Below are 18,253 nucleotides of genomic sequence, written 5' to 3' on the forward strand. Positions count from 1 at the left end.
TTCAAATTCTATCACTTCAAGACACGCGGTACGCTACCGTGCGCAGACCGAATGCGCGAGTTTGGCATCTTGGCCGGGTTTCCTGCGTCAGAATGCCTTGAACGTCAGAGTCGTCAGAGAGCGTTCGATGCCCGAGATGTCGAGCAGATGATCGTTGATGTATTTGCCCACGTCCTCGTTCGCCGGAATGTAGAGCTTCATCAGAAGATCGAAATCGCCGCTCGTGGAGTAGAGTTCGGAATGAATTTCCCGCAACACGATCTCTTCGGCCACCTTGTAGGTGGTGCCCGGCTTGCAGCGGATCTGGACAAAGACGCAGGTCGACATCGGAACTCCTTTGGCTGACCCGAAGCTGGCACAGTGTCCGGTCGCGCACAAGCGATGAAAACCACGGATGCGGGTCTTGGCGGATGGGGCGCGCCGGCCTATAAGGCACTGACTTCAAAGGATGAGCCCATGCGCACGGCCACGATCACCCGCGACACGGCGGAAACCAGTATCTCGGTGACGCTCGACCTCGACGGCAGCGGAACCTATGACAACGACACCGGCGTCGGCTTTTTCGATCACATGCTGGACCAGTTGTCGCGGCACTCGCTGATCGACATGACGATCCGCGCCAAGGGCGATCTGCACATCGACGATCACCACACGGTCGAGGACACCGGCATCGCCATGGGGCAGGCGCTGGTCAAGGCGCTCGGGGACAAGACCGGGATTCGCCGCTATGGCTCGTGCCTGTTGCCGATGGACGACGCGCTCGTCCGGGCGGCGCTGGACCTGTCGGCGCGGCCCTTCCTGATCTGGAACGCCGATCTGCCGACCGCGAAGATCGGCACCTTTGACACCGAACTGGTGCGCGAATTCTTTCAGGCACTCAGCACCCACGGTGGCCTCACCCTGCACATTGACGCGCTGCATGGGGTGAACAGCCACCATATCGCCGAAGCGACGTTCAAGGCAGTTGCGCGTGCGCTGCGCGAGGCGGTCGAGACCGATCCGCGCACGTCCAACGCCATCCCGTCGACCAAGGGCGCGCTCTGACCGCGAATGTGCTAGGCTCCGGCGGTGCAACTTCGGAGCCAAGACATGACCGATCAATCCGGCGGCTGCCTTTGCGGAGCATTGCGCTATCGCGTCACCGCGCCACCGCTTTGGGTCACGGCCTGTTTCTGCCAGTTCTGTCAGCGCGCGACCGGCGCGCAGGGCATGGTGGAGCCGATTTTCGAGACCACGGCCTTTGCCCTGATGACAGGCCAGCCACGGGTTTACACGCACGTCTCGGCAGGTTCAGGCAAGGAGGTCTATCTGCATTTCTGCGCGTCCTGCGGCTGCAAGACCCACCTGACGTTTCAGCGCTGGCCGGATCGGCTGGGGGTTTATGCCGGCAGTTTCGACGATCCCGGCTGGTTCGACTTCACGCCTGATAACAGCAAGTACATCTTTCTGGACAGCGCCACACGCGGCACGCTGGTCCCGGCGGGCTTCAAGACCTACCGCCAACACGCCGCGACGGCGGACGGTGCGCCGCTGGAGGCCGAGGTTCTGGCGGAGGTGCTTCATATCCGCTGAGTGCTTGACGGCGCGGGGAAATCGCGCCACCCCATGCGCAGGAAAAGACAAGGCGGACGGCATGCTGACAGCGCTTATCGATTACGAATCCGGCAATCTGCATTCGGCGGAGAAGGCGTTCCAGCGGATGGCTTCGGAGACCGGCGCGGGCGATATCGTGGTGACCGGCGACGCCGAGGTGGTGGCCCGCGCCGATCGGGTGGTTCTGCCCGGCGATGGCGCATTTCCGGCCTGCATGCGGGAACTGAAGGGCCATTCCGGCCTTTACGACGCGATGATCGAGGCTGTCGAGGTCAACGGCCGGCCGTTCATGGGCATCTGCGTCGGCATGCAGTTGATGGCGTCCTGGGGACGGGAATACGAGGACACGCAGGGCCTTGATTGGGTCGCGGGCGAGGTGGTGAAGATCGCGCCGGACAATCCGGCGCTGAAGGTGCCGCACATGGGCTGGAATGATCTGCAGATCGACAATCCGCACCCTTTGCTCGAAGGGATCGACACCGGAGCGCATGCCTATTTCGTCCATTCGTATCACTTTCAGGTCGCCAACCCTGACGAACGGCTGGCTCATGTGGACTATGGCGGCGACGTCACCGCGGTGATCGGGCGCGGCACCATGGTAGGCACACAGTTCCATCCGGAGAAGAGCCAGGCGAACGGACTGCGGATGATCGCAAACTTCCTGAAATGGGCGCCGTAGGATAGGCGTCGAGCGCCGATCCTACTGCCAGTCGCCGAAACCCAGCATCAGGTAGTCGCGGGGATAGGCCGCGCGGGCCAGTTCTTCCAGTTCGGCATCGTGAATCTCGGCCAGGCTGAAGGGCGCGTCGGGTGCGACCGGAGGCAGGTCGGGTACGGTGTCCAGACCTAGCTGCTTTGCGAGCTTCGGCAGCCATTCGGGCATCTCGTCTTCACGCAGCACCAGGTCCGGTAGGCTCAGCTCACCCATGCCCTGCAGGATCGCGCATTGGCCCGCCCAGTGCGGATCGACGCGCAGGTTGGTCTGGCCGTTGAGGTTCAGGCGGATGAATTCAAGGAAACCGCCAAAGGCCGCGCGATGGGTCTCGCGGTCATATCCGGCATCGGGCCAGTCTGCCGGGATCGGCAGGTCGTGGCGGTTGGTCAGCACCCGGCGGATGCGACCGAAGGTATCAGGACCCTTGGGCAGGATCCGGGAACAGAAGACGTGATGCGCCCGGGCCAGCGGATGACGTAAGACGGTGAAACGGCGGTGTCCGGGGTGGCGACGCAGCCATTGGCGCAGGGCTTTCTGGTTGAAGTCGCGGGCCAATCCGCCGCCCAGCGTCTCGAGCCAGTCGCAGACCTGCGCCTCCGGCCCCCCCTTGATCGGCATGTATAGCAAGGGTGCGTTCTCGGCGGCGACGTAGCCCGGCACGGCGGCCCCTCGGCGCGGTTCGAAATTGGGTGTGCGCGACAGGTCGAAACGGTCGAGCTTGGCCAGCACGCGCTCCATTTCATCGAAGTTTTCGACCTTGTCGGAGAGCGCGCTGGGGTTCTGGCGTTTCAGATTATGGTCGAAGTTTTCCAACGGCGCCGCGCAGCCCAGCCAGCGTGCCAGACCGTTCATGACCTCGATGTTCTGCACGTCCTCGTAGGCGACGAAGAAGGCCGTCTGCCCGCGTTTCTGCAACCCGTTGAGCAACCGGATCTGGAAATCCTGCAAATCCTCGAGGTGATGTTCGAACTCGGCGCGGTCGAACCGCGCCCGCGCGTGTTTGCGTTTCGATACGTTGGTCAGTTTCCACTGGTCGGTGGCCTGCGCGATCTTCCAACTGATGTAGCTGTCGACCGGGTTGCGGGTCAGCACGATCTTGGCACAGCGCGCGTCGTCAAGCAGCGGCTCCAGCACCCGGGGATCATGATCATGGAAATAGCGGAAACCGCCCAACCCCTCTGTCCTGTCGCGGATCGCCGCCAGCAGCGCCTGCGGGTCAGTGTCCCGCGCGGACATGGACATGCCGAGGATGTCGTCACGGTTGGGGTAGCCGATGAAATGCGGATTGAAGGCCTCGCCGTGGCAGGTGATCCCGTCATAGAGGTTGAGGTTGGCCTCCAGCAGATTGGAGCCGGTGCGCATCTCGGCGAAGACCACGAAGCTGTCGAAGTTGCCGGCCATGGGACGTTATCTCACCAGATAGGGTTTGCGGGTTTTCGGGCGTTGGCCGGGCTCGCGCCCCTCGACCGGGAAATCGCCCATCAGGTAGGGGTGCATCCCCTGGTTCTTGAGGTTCTGCAAAAACTGGCCGAAGCCGGCAAGGTCCTGAAGCTTCGGCACCTCGGCCAGACGCCTGCTGGAGCGGACGCCGATCTCGTCGATGATGGATTGCAGTGGCTCCATCGGAGCTTCGATGAACTCGGCCATGGTCCAGATCCGCACCCGTGCCTTGGCATAGGGCGACCGGAACGCATCCAGCGCCTCGGCCTCGATCTTCTGGAGCTGCGCGGCGGCGCGGCGTATCGTGGCGAAATCCAGGTTGGACCGGAACAGCGGCACCGCCCAAGCCCCCGAAACCACCGAGATCTGGGCGTTGGGATCCTTGGCGATGTTCCAGACCACGCCCTCCTGCGTGTCGAGCGGTCCGAACTGGAAGCACTGGCGCTCGCCCCGGGTGTTCCACAGCAGGCTTGTCAGAAAGCCCCAGGGGTGGGCGTCCCGGACCTCTCCACTGTTGCAGAGCCCGCCCTGCACCACGATTTCATCGTCCGCGAATTGCGCGGTGCCCGGCGCGAACAGGTGGCCGTGCACACGGGTGCCGGTGGTGCGGGCCAGCCAGGGTTCGAAATCCTGAAAAAGCTCGGTAAAGCCTTGGAACACGGAATATGCACCGGCGCTCATGCCGTTTTCCCAGTTCTCGTTCGGGAACCGCGAATGCATGTACAACCCCGGCCGCCCGCGCGTCCTCCGATCCACCGCCTTGGCAAAGATGCGGTCGATCTTGCCGGGGTTGGGTTCGGTGCGGCTCATCGCGCCGGCCTTGTCGGTGAGGAACGAGCGATAGAGCAGGTCCGCATGCGGCCAGATCTTGCGGGCCACGAAACAATCGGAGCGGCGCAGCAGTTGCAGGTGATCGTCGTAGAAGATGTGCGGCTTGCCCTGAAAATCGAACTTCGACAGCGTCAGCGAGCGGCTTTCCATGTCGCGGGAGTAGAGCCGGGCGAGGGTCTGGTAGTAGCTTTCGTCAGGAATCCAGACGCGGCGGAAGTAGCGGTCATAGATATCGCGCTTGGGGTCCTGAAGGATCGCCGACAGCGTCTGCCGTGTCAGGCACCACCATTGGCTGCCCATGTGCGGAACGAGCCCCTGTGGGATCCTGCGGCTCAGCCCGATACGGCGCTGCAGTTGCACGAACTTGTCGAACAGGAACCGGTTCTGCCGCCACGAGAACGGAAAGTGCATGGTGAAGCGTTCTTCATCCAGCCCGCCCACTGTCCAGGGCACGTCCATGGTGGTGGCGCTTTCGATGAAATCCGTGCGCGGCCGAGCGGCGAGATAATCCACGAGTTCCTCGACCGGGCGCAGCGGCAGGCAGGATCCGGAGGCAAGATAGACGTGCCGCACGTCGGGAAACTCCCGCAGCATCACCTCGCTTGCCGTCTGGCTGGCGGCGACGATGCCCCAAGTGCCCCATTCACATCGATATCGTTTCGAGAACTTGATGTGATCGACGTCGGCGAGCGCCTGCATGAAGGCGCGAAACGGCTTTTCGTCGACGTTCTTGTCGACATGGATCACCACCGGGCAGCCGGCATGGGCCCAGTGCCGCGCCACCTGCTCGGCGCGGCGGAAGGCGGTGTGCACCAGCATGACGACCCCGACGCTCATGCCCAGTTGCCCTTGGACATCAGGCCGAGGATCTCGAGCTGGCGCCAGTTGATGTAGCGCTCCGACCACTTGCACCAGAGGTCCGGGTTGTCCTGAAGGGTCGCGGCATAGGCCTTGTATTCGACCGAGCCCGAGTAGTGCTGCTTGCGCTCCAGCTCCTCGGCGGCCTTTGCGGTGAAGGTGTCGAGGAACTTTGTATGAAGCAGGATGCCGCTGGCCTTTTCGCCGCCCCATTCGTCGTAGACGAGGTTCAGCCCGCGCGGCAGGAGCATGTGGGTGGAACTGACGTAGGTGTAGCGCCGGTCCCACTTCACCAGCGGGATCTTGTTGAGCGCAGGCGCCTTGGCAGGGGTGTCGGGGAAGAACACACGACGGCGCGGCCCGCCTTGGATCCACAGGTTGCCGAAGCGGGGATTGCGTTCGATCGTATAGTTTCCGCTGTCGAACCAGCAGGCGATGTCCATTGGGTTGTCGCCGGGCAGGTAGGGCTGCGCGTCGATCGGGCCCTTGGGATACATGTCCAGCAGCATCGCCGAGAACGACCGGATCGACGAGGCATCGAGCCAGTCGGTCAGGGCGCGCAGCGGGCGGGTGTCACAGAACGGAAACAGGAAGAATTCGTCGGGATCGACGGTCAGCGCCCAATGTTCGTGCGCGTGTTTGCGGGCAAGGTAGTTCAGCCAGTCAACCCCGAACCGCGACCGCTTGTAACTGCCGCGGGTGTGCCACAGCGACACATCGGGCTGCTCGGCAAGGTATTCGTAGCTGCCGTCAGTGCTGTCGTTGTCGACCATCAGGAAATGATTGATCCCGAGGTCGCGATAGTACTTCAGGAAATAGGGCAGGCGCACATGTTCGTTGCGCAGGGTAGTCAAGACCAGCAAATCGCCGGGTTTGATTTGATCGGTACGGTCAGACGCGGCGCGCAGTTCGCGGCTCTTGCGGAGCGCGCGAATTCGCCAGCGCTTGCGCTGTAGCCGCAGGCGATATGATTGCCAGGCGCCCAATCCGCTCCCTCGTTAACCTTCACGCGTTCTTAACGTCGCTATCAAACCGAGCTTAAGACAATGTTGAAATGCTCGTCCCAGCTTGGCGGTTCATAGTCGCGGCATGGAGGTTGCTGCTCAGTCAGTTGTTCTATTTTGTTGCGCCAAGAATAGACTTCGCGGGGCGGCAGGTAAATCCCCATGTTGCCAAGGGTTTCGCGATAGACCGGAAGGTCACAGGCAATCACTGGCACCCCCAGCGCGGCGGCCTCCAGCGGGGGCAGGCCGTAGCCTTCGGCAACGCTGGGAAAAAGCAACCCGTGCGACCGGGTCAGCAGCGCCGCGATCTGCGGGTCAGACAAACCCGGGCGTTCCTCGACCAGCGGGTTGCCCTTGTCGAGACGGGCGAAGATCTCGGCGTTGCTCCAGCCGCGGGTGCCGCAGATCAACAGGCGGGGGGCGGGGCGGTGTTCGGCGGCGAAAGCGTCCCAGATATCCAGCAGCAGCGCATGGTTCTTGCGCGGCTCAATGGTGCCCACGGTGACGAAGAACGGCACCTCGGGGTGCGGTGGGCAGGGGCCGGGCGTGACCGGCTCGACCCCTAGCGGCGAGACGATGATTTTGGGACAATGCTGCATGTGACGGGTGCAGTCGGAGCGCGTGACCTGCGAATTGCAGATAATAAGGTCGGCGGTCTCGACGCGGGTCAGAAATGCGCGAAATTTTTCGGGCTGGCCGGGGCGCTGGAACTCCGGATGATCCAGCGGGATGGTGTCGTGGGTCAGCACGGTGATCCGCGCCCCGGCGCTGCGCAGGGCCGCGATCACTCGTGCGGTCAGGTTGGAATGGCCGGTGTTGAGGTAGGACGTGTCGGCGGGCAGGTGACGTTTCAGCATCGGGGTCAGCCCGCGCGGCAGGCTGCGGTCCAGCGCGTGGCGGCGCAGGTCGGCCTCGGCGCGGCGGCGCATATCCGAGCCTTTGCGCAGCACCCGGCCGTGCAGGTCAAGAGGTCCCCACGTTTCGGTCTCCGCAAGGTGCTGGATCGCCGCGGCGCCTTCCGGACCCAGCAGCACATAGCCCAGCCGGGTGCGGGCCAGCGCATAGACCGGCACGGGATCGGCCACCAATGCCCGCAGGTAGGCAAATTCCACCCGGTCGACGCCGGTCATCGGCCGCCCGGCACGCCGGATCAGCCGCGTGATGTCCAGGCATCGGGCGCGGGGCCTACTTGTCGTAGTGGCCGGACTGGTGCCAGCGCCAGGCATCGCGGATCATCGCCTCCAGATTGGAGCGTTTCGGGCTCCAGCCCAGTTCTTGCACGGCGCGCGTGGATCCGGAAACCAGTTTTGTCGCATCCCCGGCACGGCGGTCGCCGATCTGGTGCGGAACATCGCGGTTAGTGACGGACTTTGAATGCGCGATCACCTCTTTCACAGAAAAGCCCGACCCGGTGCCAAGGTTGAAGACGCGGCTGCCCTTGCCGTCCTCGAGCCATTTCAGGCCGAGCACATGGGCATCCACCAGATCGCAGACGTGCACGTAGTCGCGGATGCAGGTGCCGTCGGGGGTGTCGTAGTCGGTGCCGAAGACTGTCAACGCCGCGCGCTTGCCATCGATGGCATCGAGCATCAGCGGGATAAGGTGGGTTTCAGGGCGATGGAATTCGCCGACTTCGCCCTCGGGATCGGCACCGGCAACGTTGAAGTAGCGGAAGATCACGTGGCGCAGTCCGTGCGAAGCACCGAAATCCTCGAGCATGTCTTCGATGGCGCGTTTCGATTTGCCGTAGGAGTTCAGCGGATACTGGGAGGAGGTCTCGTCCAGCACCACGTTGTCCTGATCGCCATAGGTCGCGCACGTCGAAGAGAAGACGAAGTCCAGACATCCGGCGTTCACCGCCGCCTCGATCAGGTTGAGCGAGCCTCCGACGTTGTTGCGCCAGTAGAGACCGGGGTTCGACATCGCTTCGCCCACGAGGCTGAGTGCCGCGAAGTGCATCACCGCCAATGGCCGGTACTCGGCGAACACCTCGTCCAGCCGGGCGCGGTCAAGCAAGTCGCCCTGCGCCAGTGGGCCGAACTTGACCGCCTGTTCCCAACCAGTCGAGATATTGTCATAGGTCACCGGGGTATAGCCCGCATCGCGCAGTGCCTTGCAAGCGTGCGAGCCGATGTATCCGGCGCCGCCGGTGACGAGGATATTGCCCTTGGTCATCGAATTACTGCGCTGCCTTGTCCGAGGCCATCAGGTCCTGCAAATAGCCCAAAAGGTCGTCGCGCAGCTCTTCGCGGGCCAGTCCGAAGGCCACCGTGGCCTGCAGGAACCCGGCCTTCGAGCCGCAATCGAAGCGCTGGCCACGGAAGCGCAGCCCATAGACATTGCGGTCTTCGGCGATTTCCTGGGCGATCGCATCGGTCAGTTGGATCTCGCCGCCGGCGCCCTGTTTCATCTTGGTCAGGTTCCGCAGCACGTCGGGCGTGATGATGTAGCGCCCGATCACCGCGAGGTTCGACGGGGCGTCCTCGACCTTGGGCTTCTCGACCATGCCGCGAACCGACACAAGCCGGCCGTGATCCTCGGCGACGTCGAGCACACCGTAGGCCGAGGTCTTCTCGCGCGGTACTTCCATCGCGGCGACCATGCTGCCGCCGGTTTCCTCGTAGGCCTCGACCATCTGCTGAAGGCAGGGCTTTTCGGCTGCGATCACGTCGTCCGGCAGCATGACCGCAAACGGCTCGTTACCGATCAGCCGGCGCGCACACCAAACCGCGTGGCCCAGTCCCAACGCCTTGTGCTGGCGGATATAGGCGATGGCGCCGCTGTCCATGTTGGTGGATTTGAGGATGTTGAGAAGATCATCCTTGTTTTTCTTCTTGAGCTCCTGCTCAAGCTGGGGCGCATGGTCGAAGTAATCCTCGAGCGCCCCCTTTCCGCGCGAGGTGACGAAGATGAACTCCTTGATCCCTGCGGCGCGCGCCTCATCAATCGCGTACTGGATCAACGGACGGTCGACCAAGGTCATGATCTCTTTCGGGACCGATTTCGTTGCGGGCAGAAAACGTGTGCCCAGACCGGCCACCGGAAAAATCGCCTTGGTCACCTTGTTACGCATACTCATTCCTCAAAAACGTCTCGGTTTGCGGTCGGTTCTACACCATGACCGGTTGACAATAAACGGAGAAAGCCGCGAATCATTTAAGGCCTGCCGAGCTGTTGGCAGGCAGGCCACGGACCTTTCTGACCCGCGCGAACTCGGACCTGCACTTGTCGCGCAGGCGGCGCAGCGTGAAGAGCTTTTCGCTGCGTTCCGTCTTGCCGAATTGACCACCGCGATGCTCCCAGAACCCGCCCTCCGTAAACGATACGCGTGCATATAGCGCGGTGAACGAAAAGATCATCGCCGTCGATACATGTCCTGCCGCCGCGTCATGCGCGGCGGATTGCCTGATTTCCGTGCGGTTGTGCCACCGTCCGCAGCGCAGCTGCGGGGTAGGCCGGGGGCGTGACGGGCGCGGGGCGAAGGGTGCACTGGCGTGGGGCAAGGCCGGCATCGGGCCGGGTGGACGCAGACGGCCCGCGTCGAAACCTTCGTGAAGGCGACGCATGAGGCGCGTCACCTCAACCGGGTCCAGCCGCCCCGAGATCATGTGGCGCAACAGACGCCGGCGCTGTTCTTTGACGAAGGCGGTCGAATAGCCGGCCCGTTGGGACTTGGGACAGTGGCGGAACAGGAAGGCGGTATGGCTGGCACCAATCTCGTAAAGATCGCGCGGCACCCGGTCGGACCGGCGGCGGTTGCTATCGGAAAAGCCGTGATGCACCTCGGCCCGCGGCACGATGGCGGTGGCGTGGCCGGCTCGCGCCAGCCGCATGTTCAGATCGGTCTCGTCAAGAAAGAAACGGAAGGCCGGATCGAAGCCGCCGAGGCCGGCCAGCACGTCGCGGCGAAAGGCCATGTTGGTGCCTTCCGTCTTGATCGCGCGGCCCTTGGCGGGGTGCATGACCGCTGGCAGGTCGCTGTCCCAGTCGATCGGGTGCCGCACCGCCCCGTGATCCACCGCCGCGGCGCGCCATTGCCACGAAATCCCGTTGCGCGCGCGCACGTACCCGCCTGCTGCGGCAACCTCGTCGTCGTCGAAGGCCGCCGCAAGATGGGTGAGCCACGTCGGCTCCGGCACCGCGTCGTCGTCGAGGAATGCCACCACCTCGCCCGCCGCCAAGGCGATGCCGGCGTTGCGCGCGAGGCTGATGTTTTCCTCATCCATCTGCGCCGTCTTGACCCAGCCACTGGCCGGGGTTTCCGCCAGCATCCGAAGGCTCGGCCCGTCGGCAATCACCACCACCTCGAAGTTCGGATGGTAAAGCTGGTTCACCGCGATCAGGCAGCGCTTCAGCGCCGCTGGCCGGCTGTGCGAAACAATGATGACGCTGGCCGGGCGCATGGACGTGTCAGGCCTCTTTCAACTCGACGCCCGGCACGTAGGCGATGAAGAACGGGTTGGCGTAACCGTCCTTGCCATATGCCAGCGCCGTGTGGTCGTCGAAGCGGACCACGCAGCCGCCTGCTCCGGCGAGCACCGCGTGCCCGGCGGCGGTGTCCCATTCCATGGTGCGCCCGAGGCGGGGATAAAGATCGGCCTCGCCGGTGGCGACGAGGCAGAACTTCAGAGACGAACCGGCGCTGGTCATGTCCGCGACGTTGTACTTTTCGATGTAATCGTCGGTGGCCTGATCGCGGTGCGACTTGGAGGCCACGACCATCAGCGCGCCATTGTCGGGCTCGCGCACCTTGAGCGGTTTGGTTTCACCGGGGGTGTCCTTGTCGAAAGGACCCGTTTCTTCGACAGTGTTGCCCATGGCACTGGTATAGAACAACCTGCCCTTGGCCGGCGCATAGACCACGCCGCGTGTCGGCACGCCGTCTTCGACCAACGCGATGTTGACGGTAAAGTCGCCCCGGCGGCGAATGAACTCCTTCGTGCCATCCAGCGGATCGACGATCAGGAAGGTGTCGGCGCGTTCGATATGGCTGTCCGCCTGTTCCTCCGTCACCAGCGTCACGTCGGGAAAAGCCTCGCGCAGCCCGGCCGAGATCAGCGCGTCGGCCTTTTCGTCCGCGATCGTCACCGGGCTTTCGTCAGACTTCGACTTCACCTCGAAATCGTTTTCACCGTAGATTTCCATGATCGCGTCTCCGGCTTCCAGGGCAAGCCTGCGGATCACCCGCGTGAGTTCAGTGTAGTTCAAGAGCCTCTCCTTCGCGCGCAGACCGCGGATTTGTTTGTCAGTTCGGTTGCCTGCGGTTATGCTCCGGCAGCAACGGAACGGCAAGAATTCCGTGCGAAAACACCGTGAAACAGGCGGAGCAGGCCACATGTTCGTTCAACGGCGTCCCAAGACCGTTCTGGAATCCGTCCTAACAACGGCGGAACTGGTCTATCACGGGGCGGTGCGCAATGTGCGCAAGACCCATGGCAACGCCTTCATGTCGATCCTGATGAACGTGCTGCAGACCATCATCATGGTGATGGTGTTCTACGTCATGTTCACCGTCCTTGGCCTGCGCGGGCTGAAGCTGCGCGGCGATTTCCTGATCTATATCATGTCGGGGATCTTCCTTTACATGACCCACATCAAGACCATGGGGTCGGTGGTGGGGGCCGAGGGCCCGGCCAGCCCGATGATGCAGCATGCGCCGATGAACACCATCATCTCGATCCTGTCGGGCATGCTGGCGGCGCTCTACATCCAAGTGCTGTCGGTCCTGATCGTGCTGTTCATCTACGACGTGGGTTTCGTCGACGTTGAACTGAACGATCCGATCGGGTGTCTGGGGATGCTGCTGCTGGCCTGGTTCACCGGGGCGGCGGTCGGCATGGTGTTCCTGGCGCTGAAACCTTGGTTTCCGACCGCGATCAGCATCGCCTCGACGATCTACCAGCGCGCCAACATGATTGCCTCGGGCAAGATGTTCGTGGCCAACACTCTGCCCGGATACCTGCTGGCGATGTTCGACTGGAACCCGCTGTTTCACGCCATCGACCAGTCGCGGGGCTATGCCTTCGTCAACTATTTCCCGCGCAATTCGAACATCGAGTATCCGCTGTGGCTGGGCATCGGGCTGATCACCATCGGGCTGATGGGCGAATTCTATACCCGCCGCCATGTCTCGGCCAGCTGGTCGGCGCGGAGCTAACCCGCGGTCTGTCGCCGATGCCGCAGCGGTCGGTTTCCGTTCCGGATGGCTCTGATAGGATGCCGGGCGAAGAACCGAAGCAGGGGCGTCCATGATATCGAGAACGTTAGCGGTTATTTTCCTGAGCCTCGCGGTCCCCGTGTCGGCGCAGGAGACGAGGCCGCCGAAGCCACAGGCCAACGTGGCGGTGGAGCCCGCGCAGATGAGCCTGCGTCCAAGGCTGCGACCGTCGGCGCTGGACATCACGCAGCGCACGGAGGCTCCGAAGGTCTATCCGCGTAATGCGGGGTTCGAGAAATGGCTGAGGTCCTACCGCCGCACCGCGCTGAACGCGGGTGTTTCGTCGTCGACCTATGACCGCGCGGTTGCGGGCGTGCGCTTCAACACCGATGTCATCGCCCGCGACCGCCGGCAGACCGAGTTCACCAAGACCGTGGGCCAGTACCTTGATATCGCGGCTTCGGAGAAGCGCATTCGCAATGGTCGTGCAGCCTTGGCCCGTCATGCCGCCACGCTCGACCGGATCGAAGCGCATTACGGCGTCGACAAGGATATCGTCACCGCTGTCTGGGGGCTGGAGAGCGCCTATGGTGAACGCCGTGGCGACATCCGGGTGATCGAGGCGCTGGCGACGCTGGCCTATGACGGCCGGCGCGGGCGGTTCTTTGGCAAGCAGCTGACCGAGGCGCTGCGCATCCTCGAACGCGGCGACACCACGCCCGCGAAGATGACCGGCAGCTGGGCGGGGGCGATGGGTCACACGCAGTTCATTCCAACGAGCTATCAGGCCTATGCCGTGGATTTCAGCGGCGATGGCAAGCGCGACATCTGGTCGGAGGACCCAACGGACGCGCTGGCCTCGACCGCGGCCTATCTCAAGCGGTTCGGCTGGACGCGCGGCCTGCCCTGGGGTGTGGAAGTGACGCTACCGCAAGGCTTTGACTACGGTCTGGTCGGGCGCGGCAAGGCGCGGATGCCCTCGGCATGGGCGAAGGCCGGGGTGGTCGGGACGGATGGAAAGCCGGTGCCGGACCATGGCTCGGCGCATCTGATGCTGCCGGCGGGCGCGCGCGGCGCGGCCTTCCTGATCTTCAAGAATTTCGACGTCATCAAGCGGTACAACAATTCCGATCTCTATGCGATCGGCGTCGGCCATCTGTCGGACCGGATCAGCGGCGCCGGCCCGTTGCAGGCCAGTTGGCCAAAGGACGACCGGTCGCTGACCTATGCCGAGCGAAAGGAACTGCAGCGGCGGCTGACCGCGAAGGGGTTCAACACACGCGGTATCGATGGACAGGTCGGTCCGGCGACCACCGCGGCCTTGCAGGCCTACCAGCGCAGCATCGGTGAGGTGCCGGACGGAACCGCCACGCTGCATATCCTGACGAAGCTGCGCTAGGCACGCTCAGATCTTGAGGAACGGTTGCGCCAGACGCGGCAGCCAGCCCCGAAACCGCAGCGGCGCGTCGGTGACGGCGAGGCAGATGCAATCCTCGCCAATATCGGCCACGGGCGTGTGCTGGTCTGCCTCGGTCGCGACCTCGATGTCGCCCGGGCCGAAGCGGTCGTTCTCGTCGAAGAACGCGCCGCGCAGCACCAGCGTCAACTCAGTACCACGGTGGCCGTGATCGGGCATTGCCGCGCCCGCCGGAATGTAGAGCAGCCGCGCGGTCGCCTCGTCCGAGGTCTTCAGCACCGCCTGTTTCACGCCCATGCCCACCGGACGCCAACGGACCGAGGAGAGCCCCCCTCCGATGTAGTCGGTCAGCGGGGCGGGCACGTCGGATGTTGCTGTGTGCGCGGGCTCGGGGCGCGGCGCGGCATTTATGCGGGCCAGCGTCGCCTCAAGCGCGTCTGGTGAGACTTCGGCCTTGTCGGCCCCCTCCAACAGGGCACCCCCGACAGCGTCGTAGCTTTCCAGCGCGGCGCGGCAGGCGTCGCACATCGAGACATGGGTGGCGATGGCAAGGCTGAAGGCCTCAGGCAGTTGCCCTGCGGAATAGGCCATCAGCAGTGGCTCGGTCAGGTGATGGGTGATGCTCTCGGTCATGGCTCGGCTCGTTTCATGGCATGGCGCAGGCGTTCCAGCGCCAGTCGAATGCGGGACTTGATCGTGCCCAGTGGAAGGCCGGTGATTTCGGCGATCTCGCCGTGCGACATGTCGCCAAAATAGGCCTTTTCGATCAGCACCCTCTGTTTCTCGGGCAGTGCGGCCAAGGCTGCGCCAAGCTGATCGGTCTCTTGTTGCAGGGCCAGCACGTCGGCCTGGTCGGGCTCGGCCTCGGGGCCCCAGCCGACATCTTCGGGCTCGGGCCTGCGCTGCCGGCGCAGCATGTCGATGCGGCGGTTGCGGGCGATGGTGAATACCCAGGTCGAGACCCCGGCGCGGGACGGATCGAACAGGTACGCTTTTTGCCAGAGCGTCGCCATCACCTCCTGCGTGACCTCTTCGGCCATCGCTGCGTCACCGCCACCGCGCATGAGAAAGCCTTTCACCCGCGGCGCGAAATGGGCGAAAATCTCGGCGAATGCGGCCTGGTCCCCATGGTCGCGAATGCGGATCACGTGGTTCGCCCATTCGCGCTGCTGCTGTGCGCCCGTCATGCCGTGGTGTCGGTCCCATTTGCCTTCAGGGCACACGGCCCTCGCCGCAATAAATGCAGCTTTTCGCGAGGAGTCACCAGCCTGACCGTATGTCACAGCGTTTTGCATGGTCCTGTTACGCCTCGAGCGGCCCGTTGGATCATTTTTCGCAGAAAGTTTTCATCCAGCCGCGTCGGTCATGCGTATCAGGTCAAATCACCCGGTGACCGGAGCCTTACTCATGCCCTTCGACCTTCTGAATCCCTACCGTCGAAACATCGCCGTGATCGGCGGTGGCATCTCGGGAATGGGCGCAGCCCATTTCCTTGCGGACGACGCAAGGGTCACGCTGTTCGAAGCTGGACCAAAACTGGGCGGACATGCACGTACCGTCGTCGCCGGCCGTCACGGGACCCAGCCGGTCGACACCGGGTTCATCGTCTTCAACTACGTCAACTACCCGCTGCTTGTAACGCTGTTCGAAAGCCTTGGGGTGCCAGTGGCAGAAAGCAACATGAGCTTTGCAGCCTCCCTGCGCGGCGGCGAGATGGAATACGGGCTGGAGACGCTCAATGCCGTGTTCGGTCAGCGGCGCAATGCGTTCAACCCGAAGTTCCTCGGGATGATCCGCGATATCCTGCGGTTCAACGCGCGGGCGGTCGAGGCAGGCCGCGATCGGGATCTGCCGCTTTCGGAATTTCTTGCAGAACTGGGCACCGGGTCCTGGTTTCGCGACTATTACCTGCTGCCACTGTCAGGCGCGATCTGGTCGGCTCCGCCCGAACAGATCCTCGACTTTCCGGCCGAGGCATTGATCCGCTTCTTTGAAAACCATGCGCTGCTCAGCCATACCGGCCAGCACCAATGGTACACCGTCGATGGAGGTTCGACCCAGTACGTGACCCGGCTGGAGGCCAGCCTGCGGAAGCGCCTTGTCGACATCCGCAAGAACAGCCCGGTTGCCGCCGTCCGGCGCGAGGCCGACGGCGTGTCGGTCCGGGCCGAGGGCGGTGAGTGGCAGACCTTCGACGATGTGGTCTTTGCGACCCATTCAGACGACACGCTGCGCCTGCTGGCCGATGCGACCCCCGAGGAAACCTCGGCGCTGGGCGCGATCCGCTATCAGCCCAACGACGTCACGCTGCACGCCGATCCCCGCGCCATGCCGAAGCGGCGCGGCGTCTGGTCGTCATGGAACTACTCCGAAGGGGAAAGCGCGCGCGACGGGCGCATTGATCTGACCTACTGGATGAACAAGCTGCAACCGATCCCGGCCGACGACCCGATGTTCGTGACGCTGAACACGCGCAGGCCGATTCGCGAAGACCTGATCTACGACCAGGTCACCCTGCGACACCCGGTCTATGATCGCGGAGCCCTGGCTGCGCAGAAACAGGTGGCGCGGTTGAACGGCGCCAATGCGACCTGGTTTTGTGGCGCATGGATGAAAAACGGGTTCCACGAGGACGGGTTGAGCAGCGCCGCCGATGTGGCGATGACGATCCTGACGCAACAGAGCAGGGCGGTGGCGGCAGAGTGAACGCGGTCGACCATATCCCCGGCCATACGTGGCACGGTCGCAAGGGTGCGGTGAAGAACAGCTTCCGCTATGGCGTGGATTACCTGTTGCTGGACCCCGAGGCACCGGGCGATGGGCCGTCGTTGCTGGCGCGGAACCGGGCCGGGCTGGTTTCGTTGCAGGACAGCGATCACGGCGGGCCGCCAAACAGGGGCCGCGGTGCGGTTTGGGTACGCGAGGTGCTGGACCGCGAGGGGCTGGACCTGACCGGGCGCGTCCTGCTGTTGGCACAGCCGCGGGTTCTGGGCCATGGCTTCAACCCGGTCAGCTTCTGGCTGATCCATGACGCCAAGGACCAGCTTTGCTCCGTCATTGCCGAGGTGACCAACACATTCGGGGATCGGCATTGCTATCTCTGCCACAAGCCGGACCTTGCCCCGATCACCGGTGATGACAGGTTGTGCGCACGCAAGTTGCTGCATGTGTCGCCGTTCCAGCCGATTTCCGGAGATTACACCTTCCGTTTCGATATCCGGTCGGACCGGATCGGCGTCTGGATCGATCTGGACACCGGTGACGGCGGGGTGGTGGCAACGCTCACCGGTCCAAGGCGACCTTTGACCAACCGTGCCATCCTCGGTTTCCTGCTCCGTCGCCCGTTCGGCGCAAGGCGGGTGCTCGGGCTGATCCACTGGCAGGCCCTGAAACTTTGGTGGAAGGGCGCGCGTTATCGCAGAAGGCCCGCGCCACCCCGGATCGACGTGACGCGATAAGCTGTTTTGGTAACTAGGAGTATCGGTATGGAATGGAGCGGCAAACGCTATTGGCTTGTCGGCGCGAGCGAAGGTCTGGGACGGGCGCTTGCCTACAATCTCAGCCGGGCCGGGGTTCACCTGATTTTGAGCGCCCGGACCCCGGACCGGCTGGAAAGCCTGGCCGGGGACCTGCCGGGCACAACCGAGATCGTGACCTGCGACGTGTCCGACGACGCAGACGTGACGCAGGCGGCGCGTGAGGTCGGCGCGATCGACGGGCTGGTCTACTTGGCGGGTGTCTACTGGCCGCAATCGGCACAGCAATGGGATGCCGGTCAGGTAACGGCGATGTGCGATGTCAACTTCACCGGCGCGGCTCGTGTGTTGGGACAGGTCGTGCCGGACATGGTGGCGCGGAACGCGGGTCATATCGTACTGACCGGATCGCTTTCGGGCTACAGGGGTTTGCCGGGGGCGACAGGCTACGCGGCGTCGAAAGCGGGCGCGATGGCGATGGCCGAGGCACTGCACGCCGATCTGCGGGACACCGGGGTCAAGGTGCAACTGGTCAACCCCGGCTTCATCCGCACCCGTCTGACCGACAAGAACGACTTCCACATGCCCTTTCTCATGGAACCGGACGAGGCCGCCTCGGCGGTGTTCGATCACATGAATGCGGACGGGTTCCAGAAAAGCTTCCCGGTGCCCTTTTCGTGGCTGTTCCGCCTGTCACAGTTTCTGCCCGATCCGATCTATTACCGGCTCTTCGCCTGAGTAGTTGCTGCTGGGATGGGGTAT

19 protein-coding genes are annotated in these 18,253 nt (G+C 63.7%); 8 read left to right on the forward strand and 11 right to left on the reverse strand.

Features of this window, described 5'->3' with window-relative positions; all coding sequences use genetic code 11:
* Positions 1-87: 87 nt before the first annotated feature.
* Complete coding sequence (locus AC04PT_RS07825; RefSeq protein ID WP_482873091.1) at positions 88-327, reverse strand: Lrp/AsnC ligand binding domain-containing protein; 240 nt, start codon at positions 325-327, stop codon at positions 88-90.
* A gap of 129 nt (positions 328-456) precedes the next feature.
* Here AC04PT_RS07825 and hisB point away from each other — a divergent pair, with 129 nt between their 5' ends.
* The 3 genes from hisB to hisH all read left to right on the forward strand — a co-directional run bounded on the left by hisB (position 457) and on the right by hisH (position 2,272).
* Positions 457-1,044 (forward strand): imidazoleglycerol-phosphate dehydratase HisB, encoded by a 588-nt coding sequence (hisB, locus tag AC04PT_RS07830; protein WP_482873092.1) that lies wholly within the window; start codon positions 457-459, stop codon positions 1,042-1,044.
* Between the two features lie 45 nt (positions 1,045-1,089).
* Positions 1,090-1,572 carry a GFA family protein gene (locus tag AC04PT_RS07835; RefSeq protein ID WP_482873093.1) on the forward strand — a complete coding sequence of 161 codons (483 nt, stop codon included), beginning with the start codon at positions 1,090-1,092 and terminating at the stop codon, positions 1,570-1,572.
* Positions 1,573-1,633: 61 nt separating this feature from the next.
* Positions 1,634-2,272 carry an imidazole glycerol phosphate synthase subunit HisH gene (gene hisH, locus AC04PT_RS07840; RefSeq protein ID WP_482873094.1) on the forward strand — a complete coding sequence of 213 codons (639 nt, stop codon included), beginning with the start codon at positions 1,634-1,636 and terminating at the stop codon, positions 2,270-2,272.
* 21 nt (positions 2,273-2,293) lie between these two features.
* Here the strand turns inward: hisH and AC04PT_RS07845 are convergent, their stop codons facing one another.
* From AC04PT_RS07845 to cysQ, 8 genes are all read right to left on the reverse strand, one after another.
* Positions 2,294-3,709 (reverse strand): nodulation protein NodH, encoded by a 1,416-nt coding sequence (locus AC04PT_RS07845; protein ID WP_482873095.1) that lies wholly within the window; start codon positions 3,707-3,709, stop codon positions 2,294-2,296.
* A gap of 6 nt (positions 3,710-3,715) precedes the next feature.
* Positions 3,716-5,416: a DUF5927 domain-containing protein gene (locus tag AC04PT_RS07850; RefSeq protein WP_482873096.1), complete on the reverse strand. Its 1,701-nt coding sequence runs from the start codon at positions 5,414-5,416 to the stop codon at positions 3,716-3,718.
* The gene (locus AC04PT_RS07855; protein WP_482873097.1) at positions 5,413-6,423 is read right to left on the reverse strand and encodes a glycosyltransferase family 2 protein; all 1,011 of its coding nucleotides are present in this window, start codon (positions 6,421-6,423) and stop codon (positions 5,413-5,415) included. The genes AC04PT_RS07850 and AC04PT_RS07855 overlap by 4 nt, the downstream gene beginning before the upstream one ends.
* A gap of 41 nt (positions 6,424-6,464) precedes the next feature.
* Positions 6,465-7,571: a glycosyltransferase family 4 protein gene (locus AC04PT_RS07860; protein ID WP_482873098.1), complete on the reverse strand. Its 1,107-nt coding sequence runs from the start codon at positions 7,569-7,571 to the stop codon at positions 6,465-6,467.
* Between the two features lie 55 nt (positions 7,572-7,626).
* The gene (galE, locus tag AC04PT_RS07865) at positions 7,627-8,616 is read right to left on the reverse strand and encodes a UDP-glucose 4-epimerase GalE (RefSeq protein WP_482873099.1); all 990 of its coding nucleotides are present in this window, start codon (positions 8,614-8,616) and stop codon (positions 7,627-7,629) included.
* 4 nt (positions 8,617-8,620) lie between these two features.
* The gene (gene galU, locus AC04PT_RS07870) at positions 8,621-9,514 is read right to left on the reverse strand and encodes a UTP--glucose-1-phosphate uridylyltransferase GalU (protein WP_482873100.1); all 894 of its coding nucleotides are present in this window, start codon (positions 9,512-9,514) and stop codon (positions 8,621-8,623) included.
* Between the two features lie 79 nt (positions 9,515-9,593).
* The gene (locus tag AC04PT_RS07875; RefSeq protein ID WP_482873101.1) at positions 9,594-10,844 is read right to left on the reverse strand and encodes a glycosyltransferase family 2 protein; all 1,251 of its coding nucleotides are present in this window, start codon (positions 10,842-10,844) and stop codon (positions 9,594-9,596) included.
* Positions 10,845-10,851: 7 nt separating this feature from the next.
* Complete coding sequence (gene cysQ, locus AC04PT_RS07880; protein ID WP_482873102.1) at positions 10,852-11,649, reverse strand: 3'(2'),5'-bisphosphate nucleotidase CysQ; 798 nt, start codon at positions 11,647-11,649, stop codon at positions 10,852-10,854.
* 127 nt (positions 11,650-11,776) lie between these two features.
* On the opposite strand from cysQ, the gene AC04PT_RS07885 reads away from it, so the two are divergent.
* Together AC04PT_RS07885 and AC04PT_RS07890 are read left to right on the forward strand one after the other, a co-directional pair.
* Positions 11,777-12,598 (forward strand): ABC transporter permease, encoded by an 822-nt coding sequence (locus AC04PT_RS07885; protein WP_482873103.1) that lies wholly within the window; start codon positions 11,777-11,779, stop codon positions 12,596-12,598.
* A 91-nt stretch (positions 12,599-12,689) separates the two neighbouring features.
* Entirely contained in the window at positions 12,690-13,997 is a 1,308-nt protein-coding gene (locus AC04PT_RS07890; RefSeq protein ID WP_482873104.1) for a lytic murein transglycosylase, read from the forward strand.
* A gap of 6 nt (positions 13,998-14,003) precedes the next feature.
* On the opposite strand, the gene AC04PT_RS07895 is transcribed toward AC04PT_RS07890, so the two are convergent.
* The gene (locus tag AC04PT_RS07895) at positions 14,004-14,648 is read right to left on the reverse strand and encodes a ChrR family anti-sigma-E factor (RefSeq protein ID WP_482873105.1); all 645 of its coding nucleotides are present in this window, start codon (positions 14,646-14,648) and stop codon (positions 14,004-14,006) included.
* Positions 14,645-15,202, reverse strand: coding sequence for a sigma-70 family RNA polymerase sigma factor (locus AC04PT_RS07900; protein WP_482873106.1), 558 nt, complete (start codon positions 15,200-15,202; stop codon positions 14,645-14,647). Before AC04PT_RS07900 ends, AC04PT_RS07895 begins: the two co-directional genes overlap by 4 nt.
* A 220-nt stretch (positions 15,203-15,422) precedes the next feature.
* Here AC04PT_RS07900 and AC04PT_RS07905 point away from each other — a divergent pair, with 220 nt between their 5' ends.
* From AC04PT_RS07905 to AC04PT_RS07915, 3 genes are read left to right on the forward strand one after another with little or no spacing between them, the layout of a single operon-like run.
* Positions 15,423-16,721: an NAD(P)/FAD-dependent oxidoreductase gene (locus AC04PT_RS07905; protein WP_482873107.1), complete on the forward strand. Its 1,299-nt coding sequence runs from the start codon at positions 15,423-15,425 to the stop codon at positions 16,719-16,721.
* Positions 16,718-17,473 (forward strand): DUF1365 domain-containing protein, encoded by a 756-nt coding sequence (locus tag AC04PT_RS07910; protein WP_482873108.1) that lies wholly within the window; start codon positions 16,718-16,720, stop codon positions 17,471-17,473. Before AC04PT_RS07905 ends, AC04PT_RS07910 begins: the two co-directional genes overlap by 4 nt.
* 27 nt (positions 17,474-17,500) lie before the next feature.
* Positions 17,501-18,229 (forward strand): SDR family NAD(P)-dependent oxidoreductase, encoded by a 729-nt coding sequence (locus AC04PT_RS07915; protein ID WP_482873109.1) that lies wholly within the window; start codon positions 17,501-17,503, stop codon positions 18,227-18,229.
* Positions 18,230-18,253: the final 24 nt, after the last annotated feature.

Source organism: Litorisediminivivens sp. KMU-197 (genome assembly GCF_056858395.1).